Origin of the sequence: Acinetobacter bereziniae LMG 1003 = CIP 70.12 (assembly GCF_000368925.1) — a bacterium.
GTDB classification, from domain to species: domain Bacteria; phylum Pseudomonadota; class Gammaproteobacteria; order Pseudomonadales; family Moraxellaceae; genus Acinetobacter; species Acinetobacter bereziniae.
This window is the reverse complement of the sequence record NZ_KB849756.1, coordinates 2724561-2743674: the sequence shown is the minus strand read 5'-3', so window position 1 is coordinate 2743674 and position 19114 is coordinate 2724561. Positions and strand designations below refer to the sequence as shown.

The following is a 19114-nucleotide window of genomic DNA, read 5'->3' as shown; positions in this document are numbered from 1 at the left end:
CTAGCAAGAAGTAAATAAAAGGCGTCGTGTACAACATTTGAGATTTTAAATCAGTCAGTGAAAATTTTTCAGCATATTTTTTAGCCTAAATCTTCAATCTCACCGATTTCAGCACTATTTTACCCAGATGACTGCTCAGGATAAAGTACAGATTTGATTCACATTATCCACACTTTGTATATAAAGCCATCAGCAAGCATGATAAAAATCAATGCATTAGCATTTCATTTGATTTTTGAATAATGCTTATCAGAAATCGTAGATAAAATATCCACTGTAGTGTCACAATCAAAATATCTATAGAACAAGGTCTATGGTATCATATTGCGACTAAATTTGGCCTTTGTAGCGGAGCCGTAATGAGCCAACATCTTTCACTACCTAAAGATAAAATTCGTTTCTTGTTGTTAGAAGGCGTTCACCAAAACGCGATCGACACATTAAATGCTGCTGGATATACCAATATCGATTACCGTAAAACTGCGCTTGAGGGTGAAGCGTTGAAAGAAGCGGTGAAAGATGCTCACTTCATTGGTATTCGTTCCCGTACACAATTAACTGAAGAAATCTTTGAAGCTGCGAATAAATTGATCGCAGTGGGTTGTTTCTGTATCGGAACAAACCAAGTGAATTTAAATGCAGCCATGATTCGTGGTATTCCTGTATTTAACGCACCATATTCAAATACTCGTTCAGTTGCAGAACTTGTTCTTGCAGAATCGATTCTTTTACTTCGCGGTGTACCTGCTAAATCTGCATCTACACACCGTGGTGGTTGGAACAAGTCAGCTGTCGGCTCGTTTGAAACACGTGGAAAAACTTTAGGTATCGTGGGTTACGGCTCAATTGGTTCACAACTTTCAGTTTTGGCTGAAAGCATGGGTATGCATGTGATTTATTATGATGCTGTGACCAAGCTTCCTATGGGTAATGCACGCCAAGTTGGTTCTTTAGATGAATTACTTGCCAATGCTGATGTGGTTACTTTACATGTTCCAGATGTTCCTTCAACACGTAATTTCTTTGCAAAAGATCAATTTGCAAAAATGAAAGAAGGTTCAATCTTCCTCAATGCAGCACGTGGTACATGTGTTGTTATTGAAGATTTAGCGGATGCGATCAAATCTGGTCATATTGCTGGTGCAGCAGTAGATGTATTCCCGAAAGAGCCGAAAGCCAATGGTGAAGAATTTGTTTCTCCTCTTCGTGGCTTAGACAATGTGATCCTTACACCACACGTTGGTGGATCAACGATGGAAGCTCAAGCCAATATCGGTTTAGAAGTTGCAGAGAAATTTGTTGCTTACTCAGATAAAGGTATGACTTTATCTGCTGTAAACTTCCCTGAAATTGCTCTTCCATTGACTGAAGGGAAACACCGTTTACTGCATATTCATAAAAACGTACCGGGTGTTCTTTCTAAGATCAACAACCTGTTCGCTGAACATGGAATCAACATTTCTGGTCAGTCTTTAATGACTAAAGGTGACGTTGGTTACTTGGTAATGGATGTAGACGCAACTGCATCTCAAGAAGCGCTTGATACTCTTCATGAAGTTGAAGGTACAATCCGCGTTCGCGTATTGTTCTAAGGCTATTAAGCTTGAAAAACCACAGGAACATTCCTGTGGTTTTTTTATTGGTCATTACTTCAGATCAAATGTACAATCATCTCTAAGACTGCACTTCGTTAAAAATTCAAATTCTTAATACATATCATCCTTATTCTAAGTATTTCATAGCATGCTCAATTTAAAAAATGCACCACATCTACAAGCGATCGCTTTACTGTTTTTTGCCATGATCAGTGTGCAAAGTAGCGGTGCTCTTGCCAAAACACTGTTTGAACAATTTCCAGTATTGACGATTTCTGCGATGCGTCTGCTTTTAGGTGGATTGATTCTAGCTGTCATTTTTAAAATCTGGCAGGTCAATTTAAAGCAAGTCAAATGGTCATCTATTATCAGTTACGGTTTGGCACTTGCTGGAATGAATGCTTTATTTTATCTGTCTATTCACCGTATTCCGTTGGGCATTGCTGTCGCTTTTGAATTTATCGGTCCACTGAGTGTTGCACTTTTCCATGCGCGTCGAAAATTTGATTTTATTTGGGTCGGGCTTGCAATTCTCGGCTTAGTTTTATTGTTTCCTTTTGACCAAGCACAACATCACCTTGATCCTGTTGGAATTGCTTTTGCCTTAGCTGCTGGTGCATGTTGGGCTGTTTATATTGTTGCTGGGCAACGTCCCTCTGGTGTTTCGGGAAATCACACCGTATGTTTGGGCATGTTTGTGGGAACACTGTGTTTACTACCGATTGCCTTGTTCTCAGGGATGCCGATTGAAATTTTTCAGCCATCGAATTTAGTCTATTTTATTACATTGGCTATTTTGGCAAGTGCTTTGCCGTTCTCTTTGGAAATGATTGCTTTAAGAAATTTATCCGCTTTAAGTTTTGGGACACTGATGAGTCTTGAGCCTGCAATTGCAGCATTCTCTGGGTTTATTTTCTTAGGTGAACAATTGTTATGGACACAATGGTTAGCTTTAGCCACCATTATCAGTGCTTCAATTGGCTGTACAGTGACTGCCCAAAAAAGAAAGCAAATCTAAAAAACCACCTCGAAAGGTGGTTTTAATGAGTTTTATTTAAAAACTACCAGTCAGGTGCACCCATCAATAGTTTGATCATGGCATCCTGATCAGGCTCAGATTCAAAACCAATTCGCTCAACCCATTCTTGCCCATTGTCTTGTATCAATGCATAAATACTTAAATAAGCAATAGGACCTTTTCCACTTGCAAGAAAACCTGAATATTGATTTGGTAGTTGAATTTGTACTGGTTTTCCATAAATAGCATTAAACGTTAAGGTTTCCTCCTCTACACCATCTAAGCCATATACCGTAATTTCTATATTGCAAGACTTTCCAATTAATTCAGGCATAACTTCCCAATTGCCATTAGGTTCAATGGGTCCATTTGAAGAATCAATCAAACTGGTACAAACGGCAGGGAAAGTTAAACCTTTACTACTGCTGTAAACAACTTCACGATCAGTCAAAACAATATTCACATTACCATTCAAACCTGAAACTTGTTTACCTTTGTAACGTACCCATTGATTGGTTTCAAAAATTAAAGCGCTTTGTGCTGACCAGTCCAACTGTCCATCTGAATCGTTTATACCTGTGATCAAGCGTCCGCCATCTTGCGCTACAGAAAAGTCAAACTTCTCATTTATTTTTCCAGAGCAGGACAGTGCTGTGCCATTAGGAAGCTCACATTTTATAAAATGATCCGTCGTCGGTTTTCCGAGATCAATGATCACATTACCTGCGGTTGTTGAAGTTTTTTCTCCCAACAACGTACCTGTGAGGTCTTTGGCTGACCAATAAATTGTACCGCTTGAAGGCATATTCACTACGGTTAAGCCTTCTTTAGCAACAGTATTTGATTTGGTTAAAGCAGAACCATCATTTAGGGTGATTTTTGCCGTGACATAACATGGAATCGCCTCTCCACTAGATTGACACTGGACAAAGACTGAACCCGCATTTTCAAATTTTAAATCCCAGTTCCATGTCGAAAAATGACGCACTGTCGCATGTACAGCAAGACCTGTAGCAGATTGATTTGATGTAATGACTTGACCTTTACCTTCCTCAATCCACAATCCACTGCTTTCGTCGAAATACCACATAGGAATTTCAGTTCCAGCTTTCATTTCTTGGTTATTGAGACTTTTTACAGGTAAATTCATTTGAATATCTGCTGTTTTCCCATTGGCAAGTTGTAGTTGCTGACCATTGGCATCTTTAAATGTTGCGGTAATCATCCCTGCGCTAATCAGGTCAACAATGTTACCTTGAGCATCTTTTGCCACGCCATTGGCAGGCATCGCATTTAGATCAGCATTGGTGATATCCCAAGGTGTAAATTCGACATTTACTGCACCCGTTGCCAACTCACCATTATTTTTTACAAAAGCGTTTGCAGGAATCGTAATGGTTGCACCCAAATTTTGAGATTGAATCACTTGAGCCATAGAAATTTCAGATACAGGGACAACCTGTTTGATCGCCAATAAATTTACAGATAGTGCTTTTAAATTTGCCACCTCATACACGATGGACTGACCAATAAAACCGGCTTTTTCAAACTGAGCGACCACTGTTTTTGTCGCTTGAGGCAGTATAAGGTTCAAACTTGCACGACCATTTTGATCCGTTTTTATACGCTGCCCTAGTATGGTAACATCTGCATCAGGAATGGATGTGCCATTAACAGTTTGAACCAGAATTGCAACTTGTTTATTGGTTGTGATTGCACCCTGTTTTACTTTTATTTTTTGTGTGGTGGAGCTGGTTTGTCCCGCAAGATCGGTGACATTCAATGTCACTGTATATTGCCCCACTTGCGTATAAGTATGTTCAACTGTGGCACCCGTTCCCTGAGTACCATCACCAAAATTCCAAGCATACGTGCGGATTGCATTGCCTTCTTTTGCTTTATATACCGTACTTTTCGTCGCATCAAATTTGACAATTTCGCCTGTACTTGGTGCAACAGGACTATATTCAAATTTAGCGGTCGGCTTACATGCAACCAAAAATAGACCAATGAATGCCAAAAGTACCCATTTTATATAGTTTTTCATTTTAATCGCCTTTTTTACTAATTTTGTGACACACTTAACAAAATTAAGTTTAGTATGTATTTATTTTTCGATATAGGCATTTTATTTCAAAAATTTGATGCTATTTTTCTTATGATGTACCTAACTTATTCAACAAAATAACAATAAATTTCAATCAATAGAGTCATAAAGTGTAATGAGATGATTAATATTACGAGTGATTCTAAAATGAAGTTGATTTAAAACAACATAGAATTTTATTGGATTAAGATTTGATTACACGTTGCTGTTTTTCTATAGGAAGCTGGCAATCTATTTCAACAAGTGTTAATTCACGCCCAAAACAAGCACCCGTATCGAGAAAATAGCAATTGTGCTTCTTTGTCACATAATCAACCACAGTATGCCCCAGAAAAACCTGCTCAACCCCTTTAACATTCGAATAACGCATAAAGCGTTTATTTTTAATTCGTCCTCTCCCCCAAAGTGCCAACTCTCTACTTTTCGCTTTTGTCGATAATTTAAAAGCTTCCCAATCATTAAGATCAATATCTGCATGCACAAAACCATATTTTTTGTTTTGATGTATGACTTCTAAAAGTACAGGTAATGTTTCCAGCTTCTCAATCACTTGTTTTTGTTGTTGCAAACTTAAAGCATAAAACCATTCACCCCCATGTTGGGCGTGCAGATTTTTCATCAGGGGATCGACATGGGATAAAATGCACATTTCCTCATGATTGCCGAGGATGCTTTTAAACCACGGCTCATCAATTAAATTCAAACATTTCAGACTCTCAGGACCTCGATCAACAAGATCACCTACAGCAATTAGCACATCAGTTTGAAAATCAAAGCGCACATCTGCCAATTTTTGCATCAATGCATCATAGTGACCATGAATATCCCCCACCACAAATAAGCGACCTGTATGGTGAATATATGTCTCTACATGTGCAAAAATGCGATGTGATAAATCATTCATCTGCTGAACTTTGATTTAGAACTCAATAGATGCCGCTTCAATATGCTGATTTTCTTTTGCTAAATCTAGATATTTACTGGCTGTTTTCTTATTTTTTCGTACACCGATTCCATCTTTATAAATTTTAAACAGTTCGAAATAAGAATCTATATCACCATGATCCGCTGCCTGTTTAAATAAATCTGCACTTAGACTCAAATCAACATCAACACATTTACCCTCTCGATACATTTGTCCGAGTAGAAAAAATGCACGTGGTACTTGGAGTTCTTTTGCCTTATTTAACCAATCTAGTGCTCCTTGAGCATTGTCTTGACGCTGTTCAAAAATCGACATACACAGCATCGCCTGAATATGCCCTTTATCTGCCGCAGCATTTAATAAGGGTAAGTGATGTTCATGTTCCAAAGGCAATAACATAGACAGTTCAAATTGTGCATCCGGATGATTTTGCATTGCTGCTCTTTCTAACCAAGAAACACCTTGATCCAGATTTTTTTCAGTACCTAAACCATAACGTAAACATTGGGCTAGCGAATATTGTGCGGGTACATGCCCGGCAACTGCTGCATGTGATAATAATTCAACAGCCAGTGTGGCATATTCTTGGTGTTTTTGTTCAGTCTTGGCATTTTCAGCGTTTTTCAGCAAGTTTACTGCGGCTAAGTAAGCCGACTCAATATGTCCATTTTTCGCAGCTTTGAGTAAAAACTCTTGAGCAAGCGTGGCATCACCTTGACCACGTTGTTGCTCAACTAAAGCACGAACATAACAACCAAAAGGATCATTGTGTTGTTGAGCAATTTCAGCATATTTGAAAGCAGCATCTAGATTGTGCTGCGTGAAATAACTAAATGCCAATAAGGCACAGGCAAAATGATCTTTTTCAGCAATTTTGAGTAATTCATTTTGTACTTTGATCGGGTCAAATCCAGAAAACTCGACACAAAACTTCAAGCTATTTTGATGCTGGTTTTTTAAATAATTGTCTAAAAGCAATTGGTAAGCAGTTTGCGGATCTTGTGCAAGTTGTTGTTGTGCATAGACAAAAATTGCATCTGGATGGTTCAATTGGACAGCTTGTTGCAAGTGCATCAATGCTTGTGCCTGAGTCAACTGATCGCTTGCATGGTTCAATCCAAGATAAGCGAGCTCTAAATGTGCTAAACCATGATTAAGCTTTGCGGCATGTTGAAAAAAAAGAATGGCGGAAGGAATACTTTGGTTTAAATAACGTCCCAAGACATGCCACTGACCTAACAAGGTACTTGCGGGCGCAAAGTCTTGATTCGATGCATTGACCAACAAATCCACACGTGCCTGAGCCTCTTGTTCAGTTTGGGCAAAGCCTTGTTGTTCTAATTTGAGGACTTCGATATACCAAGCTTCTGCTTGTGAATGTTGCGCCCCATTTAAGGCTATATTTTCAGTATTGTTCGTATGTTCTGACATCTTTTATTCCTAACACATGTGCCATTGCAAGTATAATCTTTCACATCTTACAGAGGAGTACCCATAATCTCAAAGCAAAATATTAAATGAATATTCATATATTTACGAAATACCAAAATAAATTTAAGAAAGTGTTAAAATCTATCCAATTCTTTTTTACACCATAAACATGCCAAACTCTCAACTCACTGCTGTGCTTTTCATGGTTTTATCTATGGTGGCTTATCAAATCAGTGCTTCATTTGCCAAACAGTTGTTTGAAGTTTTAGATCCCATTACGGTCGTGACTCTAAGGTTATGTTTTGCTTCCATTTTAATTATTTTGATGTTCCGTTCATGGAAAATTATCAAACGTTTACCTTATCTAAGATGGAAAGAACTTTTATATTATAGTGGTTCCGTATGTCTGATGAATGTATTGTTCTATGCATCTTTAGGCAAATTACCGCAAGGGATTGCTGTTGGACTCGAGTTTTTAGGTCCACTGACATTAGCACTACTCTCGATTAAACAAAAAAGTGATTATATTTGGGTATTCCTCGCCATCATAGGTATCGCCTTGATGGTGCCTTGGCATGATGCCAATGCGCATAACTTTTCTTATCTTGGTGCAGCATTTGCGCTTGGTGCGGGTATTTGCTGGGCAAGTTATATTTACTTTGGACAGAAAGTGGTTCGCCAAAATATAGGTATGCATGCGCTCAGTATTGCGATTGTTCTCTCGGCACTGGTGATGTTACCAATCAGCGCAGTACATGATTCACAGGCTTTATTACAAACTCAATATTGGGGTAAAGCCTTACTGATTGCGCTTTTGGCAACAGCAATCCCTTATGCTTTAGATCTACTGGCACTCAAACAACTCAGTAAAATGAGCTATGGTACCTTGTCCAGCTTATCCCCGGCTCTGGCAGCAATTGCTGGAATGGTTTTACTCAATGAACATATTACAACATGGCAAATTATTGCTTTAATTTGTATCATGACCGCGTCTGTAGGGGTAACCTTCCGTTCTGCACGAAATCCAGCAGCACTCAACAATGACTGATCTTTTTCAGTCATTGTTTTAAGCGTGCCCTATCCAATGTATGAAGATCTAGCGTCAAGCTAAGTCGAATTGATTTTAATCAAATCTTAGTGGTTACGATCAGGTGAATTGAGTAGGATCACCCAATCAAACGCATTATTTCTTTTGCTTTATATTTTTTATACTCTGACAAATATTTTTTCGCTAAGGTTATTTTCTGATTTTCATCTAAAATTTTCCCTGCTTTCATAAAAAAATTTTGCTCTTTCTGGTAGATGTGCCCTGCAACAGTATCTGATAACCTTTTTGCCAACACCAACCAACGTGAATGACTAAAATCAGTTTGTTCTAAAGAATCTAAGATCGCCTCCATTTCTTGATATTCAGCAAGCGCCAAACGTGTAATATTTAAACCTGAATCCGTCATCATTAACGGACTATAAAAATAACGATCCTCAGCAACTGCATGTGCAAATAGTTCATTTTTGAGTAAATTAAAAATTTTCCGTCGTTCAGGTGTATCACCTGATGTATGAATGAGCTGTTCAGACAAATCCTTCTGAATCCTGTGGCTTTCTCGTAAAGCCTCGAATATGTTCATCAAAATCCCTCTTTTTTTGATTCTACGTGAGCGCTGATTTCTTTTTTATTGAGTCGATAAATTTCGCTGAATAAGTCATCAATCATAAATAAAGCATCAAAAAAAAGCCCCACAAAATTTAAGAGTTTTTTGTATCAAAAAAACTTAAATTTTGTGGGGTGTTTTGAATATAAAACTTAAGCCATGAACATTTGATATCCCAAACGACAAATCAAGATACTGACTAAAATTAAAAATAAAATTCGAATAAAACCACTTCCATATTTCAACGCCATTTTCACGCCTACCAGTGAGCCACAAATATTGGCGACTGCCATCATTAAGCCCAATTGAAATAGCACATGCCCTGTGGGAATAAAGAAACTCAATGCTGCAAAATTGGTCATGAAATTGCCGATTTTCGAAAGTGCCGAAGCATGGAGAAAGTCAACTTTCAAATAACGAATAAAATAAAAAATAAAGAAACTGCCTGTGCCTGGTCCAAAAATTCCATCATAAAAACCAATCAATAAACCACCGATACCTGCGATCAACAGCATTTTATGGGTGACTTCCTGTTGAAAATGTACTTGCCCAAACTGTTTTTTAAAAAACGTATAGATTGCGATGACAATCAACATAAACAAGACAAAGGGACGTAAAATTTCCTGTGGAATTAAAGAGACACAAGCAGCACCACCAAATGAACTGATGAAAGCTGTGATCCCGATAACCGCAAGCAATTTCCATTCAATTTTGACTTGTTTTAAATAAGAAAATGCTGCGGATGCAGTTCCACAAATGGATGCAAGCTTGTTAGTACCAAAAACCGTAGCCGTCGGATAATGAGGCAACGCCCCCATCAAAGCAGGAATTTGAATCAGTCCCCCACCTCCGACAGCAGCATCAATCGCGCCTGCACAAAAGGCAAAAAACACTAAACTGAGAATAATATCAAATTCCATAACATTCACTTATCTTTTAACGGTGCTATATTTGAACAGTGCTCGTTCTTCAATCCACTGAATTTTGAGGCAATATTTCTAATCAAAGATTTAAAACACGTTTCGGTACTAAGCGCTTCTTATCCGTAATTTCAGCCAGCCCTAAACATTTTTCACCATCGAATACAAGCACTTCTGCGACTGCAACATGATCTATATTACTTTCCATACCGCGGCAGAAATATTCTGCACGACCTTGAGGTACCTGAACCTTTAAAAAATGATCAATTGGTGCATATATAGGAAGCAACAACTTTTCTCGCTCTTGTTCAGTTAAGCTTTCCAAATATTCAATGGTATATTCGGGGATTAAATCAAAGTGACCTGTCTGAATCCGATGTAAATAAGTCAAATGCCCATACGTACCTAATGCTTTGGCAATATCTTCACCTAGCACTCGAATATAAGTCCCTTTCGAACAAGTGATATCTAAAGTCAGGCTCTGCGATGTAAACTCAATAAGTTCAACAGCAAAAATATGGATAGGTCGAGCCTCACGCTCAATTTCAATGCCTTGACGAGCCAGCTCATACAATGGGCGTCCTTGTTTCTTTAAAGCTGAATACATCGGAGGAATTTGCTGTATGTCACCAGTGAATTGTTTCAAAACCTGCTCAATATTCGGTTGGCTTAATTCAGGTACATCTTTTTCTAACAAGACCTCGCCTTCCACATCACCTGTAGTTGTACTGCGCCCCAACTGAATGGTTGTACGATAACGTTTGTTCGAATCTAATAAATAATGCGAAAACTTGGTTGCTTCGCCTAAACAAATCGGCAGTAAACCCGAAGCCAAAGGATCAAGTGCACCTGTATGCCCGGCTTTTTGTGCTCGATACAACCAACGAACTTTTTGCAATGCTGCATTTGAACTAATGCCCAATGGTTTATTCAATAAAAATACACCACTGATATGACGACGTGGAATCTTATGGGCTTTTGAGGACATCTTGATCTTTATACATAAGTTGATGGGTTATTTTAACAAAAACCACTCATCTATTTTTACAAATTTTATATTTGAAACTTGCGGTTTTATGGCAAATTATTTTTGAATAAAAATACAAAAAATATAGGACATTAGATGGATTCATCTAGAAAAAAAACGCTTGGGATAGTGTTGTTTATTATTTTAGTGGTGATTTTGGCAGTCATTTTCTGGCTTAAACCCAGTCATCAAACAGCTGAAGCACATCAGACTTCGGACGATACAACTCAGTCTGAAGGACAAATTGCCGCTTCTCAGCTTTCAACATCAGAAGCGCTAAGTTTTGCCAGCAAGAGCCAACAAGACACGCAAATTAATTGTCAAATTCGAGTAGATGCTTCCAACCGCTTAATTGTCAATGAACAAACCAAAGACTGTTTTGAATATTTCATTACCCAGTATGGTGAAAAAACAATTGAACAAATCAAAACAGATTTCCAGCGTTATCTTCAAACAAGCTATAAAGAGCCTGTTCTATCTCAGTTGAGTGATTTATGGACACGCTACATGGATTACCGAAGTAAATTAGCAGATTTACAAGCACCCAATGCGGACAAGGAAAGTGCAAAATACTATCAACAGATTGTGGACAATACCAAAAATTTAAGAAAGAAATTCTTCTCAGATTATGAAATCCAAGGTCTATTTGGTACGCAAGATACCTATGACCAATATACCGTCGATCGAATGGCTGTGATGGATGACGCATCCTTATCTGCAAGCGAAAAAGCCAAAAAACTCAAAGCATTGTTTGATCAACTTCCTGAAGATTGGAAAGAAAATCTGCAACAACTGAATCAGCTTGAAGACCTCAGAAAACTCACAGCAGACATTAAAGCACGCGGTGGCTCAGCACAAGAACTGCATCAAATGCGTACTAATCTTGTTGGTCCAGAAGCAACTCAACGTTTAGAAACATTAGATGTCCAAAGAGGTGACTGGAAAAATAAAGTGAACCAGTATTTATCTGAGCGAGACACCATTCTCAACAGCAATATGAGTGATTCCGCTAAACAAAGTGCAATACAACAACTCAAATCACAACAATTTTCCAATCAACAAGAACAACTTAGATTACAAACATTTGAAACGGTACATGACCAAGGAGGTCAATTACCGTTTGCAAATTAGTCAATAAAATTGTGACATAACAGGAAAAAAAATGAAAAACAGGACAATAAAAAATCGTTTGGGGCTCAGTATATGCTGTGTGTTGGGACTTGGTTTAGCCAGCTTGACACAGGCATCTCCAGGCATTTTGCAAATCAAAGATACAATCAAATCAGATTATGCAAAAACTGCATATCCTATAGTCATGACACATGGTTGGCTCGGATGGTCTCGAATCGGAAATGAGCGTTTTAATATTGACTATTGGTATCAGATCTTACCCGACATGGCGCGTAATGGTGCAACAGTATTTGCAGCACAATTGTCTCCTGCCAATACCACTGAAGTGCGTGGAGAACAACTGATCACTCAAGTAGAAGAGGTTTTAGCACTCACAGGAAAGGACAAAGTCAACTTGATTGGACACAGTCATGGCGGTCCAACTATCCGCTATGTTGCAGCGGTTAAACCTCAATATGTCGCGTCTATCACGGGTGTAGGTGGAACTTTTCGAGGTTCTCGTGTTGCCGACAGCATTCAAAATAATCAAGCAAGTAAAATTTTGATGAATATTTTGGGACAATATATTGTTGGTCCACTGATCACATGGGCACAGGAAAATCCAGATTTAGCGATTAACTTTGATGCCTCGATGAAATCGCTCTCAGAAACAGGCTCTTCTACATTTAACAGCAAATTTCCAACAACTGCACTCGCCACAGATTGTAATAAAACGGGTGCGAAAGTAGAAAATGGAATTCATTATTACTCTTGGGGAGGAACTGCGCAAACCACAAATTTATTAGATATCGATACCCTATTAATGCAACTTGCCCCCTTAGTGTACGGCAACACTGATAATGACGGCATGGTACCGCGCTGTAGTACGCATATTGGGCAAGTGATTAGAGATAATTACGATTTAAATCATACCGATTTAGCCAATATGATGTTTGGTTTACGAGGTTGGTTCTCACAAGATCCCGTAGCCTTATATCGACAGCATGCCAATCGTTTGAAGTTACAAGGACTGTAATCTACACCAACTTACAATTCTAGAAATTGTGGGTTATTTATCCAGTTAAAACAAAAAGAGTATTTAAAATGAAATTAAAGATCGGTTCACTCGGGCTGGGTCTCGTCCTCGGACTCAGTGGAATGACAGTCTCAGCATCAGGGCTACAAACTGTCACTCCAACCTATGTCAGTTCTGACTATGCAAAAACCAAATATCCAATCGTATTTAACCATGGCATGTTTGGTTTCACTCGGCTTGGTACATCATCATTTGGCTTAGATTATTTTTATCAGGTGCTCCCCGATCTTGCTCGAAATGGTGCGAAGGTCTATGCAACACAGGTTTCTCCTTTAGAAAGCACTGAGGTTCGTGGTGAGCAACTTTTACAACAAGTTGATGAGGTTTTGGCATTAACAGGATCAGCCAAAGTGAATCTCATTGGACATAGTCATGGTGGTCCAACCATTCGTTATATTGAAATCGTTGCACCTTCCAAAGTAGCATCTTTAACTGCTGTTGCAGGAACGATAAAAGGCTCTAAAGTTGCAGATGATATATTGAGTAATCAAGGCGCGAGTGCGCTGTTAACCGTTGTAAGTCAATATATTTTAGCGCCGGTGATTACCTTACTGGAAAATAATCCATCATTACCCAACAGCTTAAATCGTTCTTTACAAAGTATTAGTGAAAAAGGTTCAGCTGAATTTAATGCAAAATATCCAAGTGCAGCGATTCCCAAAGATTGTGGTCAGGGGCAAAAAGTGACTTCAAATGGTGTCTACCATTATTCATGGACGGGTAAAGCACAATTGACCAATGTTCTTGATCTGACTGATGCTGCAATTTCTACCCTTGCACCTTTGTCATATAAAAATCTAGATAATGATGGCTTAGTCACTCGTTGCAATACCCATTTAGGACAAGTGATTCGAGATAATTATGATCAAACCCACTTGGATGAGGTCAATCAAATTTTAGGGTTACGCGGATTATTTTCACCGAATCCAGTTGATCAATTTCGCCAACAAGCCAATCGCTTGAAATTAGAAGGCTTATAATATTTCTAATCTAAAATATTTACTGTGAGGTCAACAACAGTAGATTTTATTTATGTTTGATTTAAAAATAAAGCCCTCAACTCCTGTTGCCATAAGACGGTTATGGCAACACATCAATTCATTTTTTACCAAGAAATAAAATATTAAGTTACAGTTTAGGTTGTTTTTCATCCAAATTTCATCGATAACCTCACTTCAGCTTTGCTAGGTTAAAAAACGATACATACCAAAAAACCCTCAATAATAAAACCAACGGAGATTTATGATGAAATATGGACATCTGATCACAGGTCTATTTCTCGCATGTACTTTATCCACGACACATGCATCCAATGCACAACAAGTCACTGCAACAAAAGTAAGTTCTGATTATGCAGAAACCAAATACCCAATTGTATTTGCTCATGGTATGGCAGGATTTATTCGGGTTGGTGATGTTTTAGGACTCGATTACTGGTATCAAATTTTACCTAATTTGGCACGAAACGGCGCAAGCACATGGGCGACACGTGTATCACCGTTTAATTCAACCGAAGTGCGTGGCGAACAACTGGCTCAACAAGTAGAAGAGATTTTAGCCATCACAGGTAGCCAAAAGGTCAATTTAGTCGGTCATTCTCATGGTGGTCCAACCAGTCGCTATGTTGCGGGTGTCATGCCTACTCGCGTTGCATCCGTGACCGCGATTGGTTCACCACAAAGAGGCAGCCCAGTTGCAGATGTCATTTTGAGTGCAGAGGGTACAGTTCTTGAAGGACCCGTTGTCAGTCTTGTCAATTTATTCTCGAAAACCATTGTTTGGGCGCAAGGCTTAGATCCAAAAAGCTTCCCTCATGATGCATTAGCCAGTGGAAAAAGTGTTACGACCGAAGGCTCAGTTTTATTTAATCGTAAATTTCCAATGGGCGTCGGCGCTACTGCATGTAGCGAAGGTGCTTACCAAGAAAAAGGCATTCAATTTTTTTCATTTACAGGCAATTCAGTCGTCACCAATCTTTTAGACTTGGATTCAGCACTACTTGGTACAAGCTTATTGATCAACCTCGGTCATGATAATGATGGTTTAGTGTCACGTTGTAGTGCAAAATTCGGTAGAACTATTCGAGATAATTACCGCTGGAATCATTTGGACGAAATCAATCAAATTTTAGGTTTACGCGCACTCTTTGCGCCAGACCCAGTACAAGTCTATCGTGAACATGCCAACCGTTTGAAAGTACAAGGTTTATAAGTTCTCAACTTAAATTAGCCATATTGTATCTCTTTTACAATATGGCTTTTGGTTTTGCTCATATCCCTTCACTCAACATAACAACATCCATGTCGCCTCACAATTAAAAGACCTTCTATGATCCAAAAGTGCAAAATAAACCAATCACCAAAGCTTCTAACAATTTTTATAAAACATAAAGCGCATTGGATATGAATGATTGAAATCAAATCACTTGTATGAATATTCTTTGATCTAGTTTTAAGTTTTCCATAAATTTCAATGGCTTTTATGAATTTAACACTGAATAAACATTTTTACGAAATAAAATATTACATTTAAGGTTGTTTTTCATACTTTTCCGCTCGTAATTCATGACAATTTTGATATTTTTAAATTTCACTTAGAAGTGAATCAATAATAAATAACAATTTTAAATGGAGCTTCCCCATGAAATATGGATCATTGATGGCAAGTCTAATCTTGGCTTGTTTAGTACCCAGTGTGTATGCGTCTAATGCTCAGCAAATCACCACAAGTCAAACAACATCAACTTATGCTAAAACTAAATATCCTATTGTATTGGTACATGGCATGGCTGGATTTATTCGTTCAGACAATGCTTCAGGACAAGACTACTGGTACCAAATTGCACCTGACTTAGCACGTAATGGTGCAAATACATGGGTCACACGTGTTTCACCATTTAACTCAACAGAAGTTAGAGGTGAACAATTGGTACAACAAGTTGAAGATATCCTCGCCATTACAGGACAAACAAAAATCAACCTCATTGGTCACTCACATGGTGGTCCCACTGCACGTTATGTTGCCGGAGTGATGCCGAACAACGTTGCTTCGGTAACAGCTGTTGGCTCCCCAAACAAAGGGAGTCCACTTTCGGATGTGATTTTACGAGCAGAAGGCACTCCAGCTGAAGGTCCATTGGTCAACATGGTTAATTTTATTTCCAATATGATTGTTTGGTCTAAGGGCTTTGATCCCAAAGAGTTTCCGCATGATGCATTGGCAGGTTCAAAAAGTTTAAGCACCGAAGGCTCTGCTCTTTTCAATCATCAATTTCCAATGGGCGTTCCGACAACAACATGTGGAGAAGGTGCATATCAGGAAAAAGGCATTTATTTTTATTCTTTCACAGGAAGTGCTGTTTTAACAAATCTTGCAGATTTAACGGATGCATTCTTACTCAGCACCAGTCGCAATATTCCTGAAACCAATGATGGACTTGTCTCTCGCTGTAGTGCCAAATTTGGTAAAACGATTCGTGATGATTATCGTTGGAATCATTTGGATGAAGTCAATCAGGTTTTAGGCTTGCGTGCAATCTTTGCACCTGATCCAGTACAAGTCTATCGTGAACAAGCCAACCGTTTAAAATTACAAGGATTATAATAGCAATCAATCTTATTGACTTAATATAACTGAAATAGTCTTTGCTTTTTCATCAGCAGATTTTACCTGACATCGCTATCGCCGTTGGCGGCATGGATGCCGCCATCGGTCAAGGACGATATGAGCAAAAACAAAGCACTGCTTTGTTTGCAGCGCAAGATCCCTGTCAAACAAAGGATTTTTGTTACTTTTCGTCTCTAAAAAGTAAGACATCGCCAACGCAAATCAATTAAAACTTTAGATCTAAAACGTGACAGTGCAAGCTTTAGATCTTCAAGCAATCTATTGATCACTTTGATTTTATTGATCAAGAAAAATGATATTTTACTGTGTGCATTTTTCAACAGGTTGACTATATACTATTTTCATTCATCAATGAGTCATAAAAAATGCGCCCAATAAGGCGCATTTTTAGCTGTAAAGCAAAGTTAAAATTAACCTTGTTTACGCGCTGGTAATTTCTCACGAATACGTGCAGCTTTACCAGACAATTCGCGTAGGTAATAAAGCTTAGCACGACGAACGTCACCACGACGTTTCACTTCGATTTTAGCAACGATTGGAGAGTGAGTTTGGAATACACGCTCAACACCAACACCGCTAGAAATTTTACGTACTGTGAACGCTGAGTTCAAACCACGGTTTTTCTTCGCAATCACCACACCTTCAAACGCCTGAAGACGCTCACGGTCACCTTCTTTTACTTTTACTTGGACAACAACTGTGTCACCAGGAGCAAAAGCAGGGATGTCAGTTTTTAACTGTTGGTTTTCAATTGCTTGAACTAAAGGATGTTTACCACTCATTGTGGGAATCTCCGATTTTGCGGAACAGAAGAGGTCTGTACAACCGCTGGGGACAGAGGCTAAATCGCATATCAACCCGTTTATCTTTCCCCTTAGCCTCACTCAAATATGAGAGAGTTTAAGGAGCCTATAAAAGACATTTAACCAAGGCTAAATATCAATTTGTTGAAGCATTGCTTCTCAATCTTGTGCTCGAACCAAGCATCATTTTGCTGAGTCTTGCTGATCTTTTAGCCATTTCTTTTGCTGCTTGGTCAACTCAACTTTTTCCACCAACTCAGGGCGACGTTCCAAAGTGCGTTGATAGCGTTGCAAAAACCGCCATTTTTCAATATTTGCGTGATGACCTGACTTTAAAATATCAGGAACATCCAAACCTTCAAAATGGTCTGGCTTGGTATATTGTGGGCAATCGAGTAGACCGTCCACAAATGAATCTTGCACTGCTGACTGTTCATCTGACATGGTATTCGGCAAACGTCGAATCACACTGTCTAATAGAACCATCGCAGGTAATTCACCACCCGACAATACGTAATCTCCAATCGACCATTCCTGATCTACATATTTTTGGATCAAACGTTCATCGACCCCCTCATAACGTCCACACAGTACAATCAATCCGTCATAATGAATAAATTGCTGTACCGCAGGTTCATTTAGGGTTTTACCTTGTGGAGACATATACACCACAGGGACATGAACTGCTCCTGCTTGCTTTGCAAGCTGTTTGGCATGGTGTATTGCTTTTGCCAAAGGCTCAGCCATCATCACCATACCTGGACCACCACCAAATGGACGTTCATCCACTCTTTTGTAGTTGCCCTCGGCAAATTCTCGTGGATTGATACAATGAACTTGTACAATGTCACGTTTCACCGCGCGTCCGCTAATGCCGTACGCTGTAATCGCTTCAAACATTTCAGGAAAAAGCGTAATGACTGCAAAAAACACCGCAGACTCCTCTATTTTCCTGCTGTGCCAATCCTAAGGATTAATAATCCACGCCCCAATTCACGTAGATACGACCAGCTTCGAGATCAACGCGTTGTACCACATCTTTATGCCATGGAATCATTCGCTCTTCACCATCGATGCTATCTGCTGTTGCACGAACAACCATTACATCATTGGCACCTGTTTCAAACAGTTCATGGATTTTACCGAGATTTACTTCTTGCTCTTCATCATTCAAACCTAACACTGTTAGACCTTTTAAATCAGACCAATAGTACTCATCCACACCCGGTTGAGGCAGTTGCGACTTTGAAATCCAGATATTAGCGCCAACCAAATTGTCTGCTGCGGTGCGATCAATCACACCTTTTAGCGCAACAACAAGACCTTTGCCATGTGGTTTCCAACGTTTTACATCGATAATTTGCCAACCTGCTTTGGTTTCTATGTACCAAGGCAGGTAGTCAAAAATGTTGCTCATGGGTTCAGTATTGGAATAGACCCAGAGCCACCCATTTAATCCATATGCTGAACGTAGCTGTCCAATCTGAATACGATCTTCGGGCACATTCTGTGTTGGTGTCATGGGCTACCTACTGCTGAATAAATTATGCAGCAGCTGCAGCTTTCTTCGCTTGAGCAGCTAAAGAAGCAACACGTTCAGAAGGTTGAGCACCTTGTGAAACCCAGTGAGCAAAACGGTCAGCATCTAAACGAAGTTTTTCTGCTTTACCTTGAGCTGTAGGGTTAAAGAAACCAATACGTTCGATGAAACGACCGTCACGTGCATTACGGCTATCAGTTACAATGATTTGATAGAACGGACGTTTTTTAGCACCACCGCGTGCTAGACGAATTACAACCATG

Annotated in this window: 18 protein-coding genes; 8 read left to right on the top strand and 10 right to left on the bottom strand. The window is 39.1% G+C overall.

The window, feature by feature from the left end:
- The first annotated feature begins 359 nt into the window (after nt 1–359).
- A complete protein-coding gene (gene serA / locus F938_RS22645) occupies nt 360–1592 on the top strand; it encodes a phosphoglycerate dehydrogenase (protein ID WP_005035460.1) in 1233 nt (410 codons plus the stop codon).
- Between the two features lie 151 nt (nt 1593–1743).
- Complete coding sequence (locus F938_RS22640) at nt 1744–2613, top strand: EamA family transporter (protein WP_005035458.1); 870 nt, start codon at nt 1744–1746, stop codon at nt 2611–2613.
- A 43-nt stretch (nt 2614–2656) separates the two neighbouring features.
- Here the strand turns inward: F938_RS22640 and F938_RS22635 are convergent, their stop codons facing one another.
- The 3 genes from F938_RS22635 to F938_RS22625 form a co-directional block, all read right to left on the bottom strand.
- Nucleotides 2657–4660: a PKD domain-containing protein gene (locus tag F938_RS22635; RefSeq protein ID WP_005035457.1), complete on the bottom strand. Its 2004-nt coding sequence runs from the start codon at nt 4658–4660 to the stop codon at nt 2657–2659.
- 244 nt (nt 4661–4904) lie between these two features.
- The gene (locus tag F938_RS22630; RefSeq protein WP_005035454.1) at nt 4905–5624 is read right to left on the bottom strand and encodes a metallophosphoesterase; all 720 of its coding nucleotides are present in this window, start codon (nt 5622–5624) and stop codon (nt 4905–4907) included.
- A gap of 15 nt (nt 5625–5639) precedes the next feature.
- Entirely contained in the window at nt 5640–7076 is a 1437-nt protein-coding gene (locus F938_RS22625) for an SEL1-like repeat protein (RefSeq protein ID WP_005035451.1), read from the bottom strand.
- A gap of 169 nt (nt 7077–7245) precedes the next feature.
- Here F938_RS22625 and F938_RS22620 point away from each other — a divergent pair, with 169 nt between their 5' ends.
- The gene (locus F938_RS22620; protein ID WP_004826457.1) at nt 7246–8124 is read left to right on the top strand and encodes an EamA family transporter; all 879 of its coding nucleotides are present in this window, start codon (nt 7246–7248) and stop codon (nt 8122–8124) included.
- A 118-nt stretch (nt 8125–8242) separates the two neighbouring features.
- Here the strand turns inward: F938_RS22620 and F938_RS22615 are convergent, their stop codons facing one another.
- The 3 genes from F938_RS22615 to truB all read right to left on the bottom strand — a co-directional run bounded on the left by F938_RS22615 (nt 8243) and on the right by truB (nt 10636).
- Nucleotides 8243–8704: a hemerythrin domain-containing protein gene (locus F938_RS22615; RefSeq protein WP_004826456.1), complete on the bottom strand. Its 462-nt coding sequence runs from the start codon at nt 8702–8704 to the stop codon at nt 8243–8245.
- A 176-nt stretch (nt 8705–8880) separates the two neighbouring features.
- Nucleotides 8881–9648, bottom strand: coding sequence for a sulfite exporter TauE/SafE family protein (locus tag F938_RS22610; protein ID WP_005035448.1), 768 nt, complete (start codon nt 9646–9648; stop codon nt 8881–8883).
- Between the two features lie 82 nt (nt 9649–9730).
- A complete protein-coding gene (truB, locus tag F938_RS22605) occupies nt 9731–10636 on the bottom strand; it encodes a tRNA pseudouridine(55) synthase TruB (protein WP_005035446.1) in 906 nt (301 codons plus the stop codon).
- Between the two features lie 135 nt (nt 10637–10771).
- Between truB and F938_RS22600 the strand changes: the two genes are divergently transcribed.
- The 5 genes from F938_RS22600 (at nt 10772) to F938_RS22580 (ending at nt 16484) form a co-directional block, all read left to right on the top strand.
- Nucleotides 10772–11806: a lipase secretion chaperone gene (locus F938_RS22600; RefSeq protein WP_005035442.1), complete on the top strand. Its 1035-nt coding sequence runs from the start codon at nt 10772–10774 to the stop codon at nt 11804–11806.
- A gap of 31 nt (nt 11807–11837) precedes the next feature.
- Nucleotides 11838–12821 (top strand): esterase/lipase family protein, encoded by a 984-nt coding sequence (locus tag F938_RS22595; RefSeq protein ID WP_005035440.1) that lies wholly within the window; start codon nt 11838–11840, stop codon nt 12819–12821.
- Between the two features lie 68 nt (nt 12822–12889).
- The gene (locus F938_RS22590) at nt 12890–13861 is read left to right on the top strand and encodes an esterase/lipase family protein (protein WP_005035439.1); all 972 of its coding nucleotides are present in this window, start codon (nt 12890–12892) and stop codon (nt 13859–13861) included.
- Between the two features lie 265 nt (nt 13862–14126).
- Nucleotides 14127–15092, top strand: a complete 966-nt coding sequence (locus F938_RS22585; protein WP_005035437.1) for a lipase family alpha/beta hydrolase — start codon at nt 14127–14129, stop codon at nt 15090–15092.
- A 429-nt stretch (nt 15093–15521) separates the two neighbouring features.
- Nucleotides 15522–16484 (top strand): lipase family alpha/beta hydrolase, encoded by a 963-nt coding sequence (locus F938_RS22580; protein ID WP_005035435.1) that lies wholly within the window; start codon nt 15522–15524, stop codon nt 16482–16484.
- 434 nt (nt 16485–16918) lie between these two features.
- Here F938_RS22580 and rplS read toward each other — a convergent pair whose 3' ends face one another.
- The 4 genes from rplS to rpsP all read right to left on the bottom strand — a co-directional run bounded on the left by rplS (nt 16919) and on the right by rpsP (nt 19113).
- Complete coding sequence (gene rplS / locus F938_RS22570; protein ID WP_004826442.1) at nt 16919–17290, bottom strand: 50S ribosomal protein L19; 372 nt, start codon at nt 17288–17290, stop codon at nt 16919–16921.
- 204 nt (nt 17291–17494) lie between these two features.
- Nucleotides 17495–18244 (bottom strand): tRNA (guanosine(37)-N1)-methyltransferase TrmD, encoded by a 750-nt coding sequence (trmD, locus tag F938_RS22565; RefSeq protein WP_005035433.1) that lies wholly within the window; start codon nt 18242–18244, stop codon nt 17495–17497.
- 40 nt (nt 18245–18284) lie between these two features.
- Nucleotides 18285–18833 carry a ribosome maturation factor RimM gene (gene rimM / locus F938_RS22560; protein ID WP_005035430.1) on the bottom strand — a complete coding sequence of 183 codons (549 nt, stop codon included), beginning with the start codon at nt 18831–18833 and terminating at the stop codon, nt 18285–18287.
- A gap of 22 nt (nt 18834–18855) precedes the next feature.
- Entirely contained in the window at nt 18856–19113 is a 258-nt protein-coding gene (rpsP, locus tag F938_RS22555) for a 30S ribosomal protein S16 (RefSeq protein ID WP_004826436.1), read from the bottom strand.
- Nucleotide 19114: the final 1 nt, after the last annotated feature.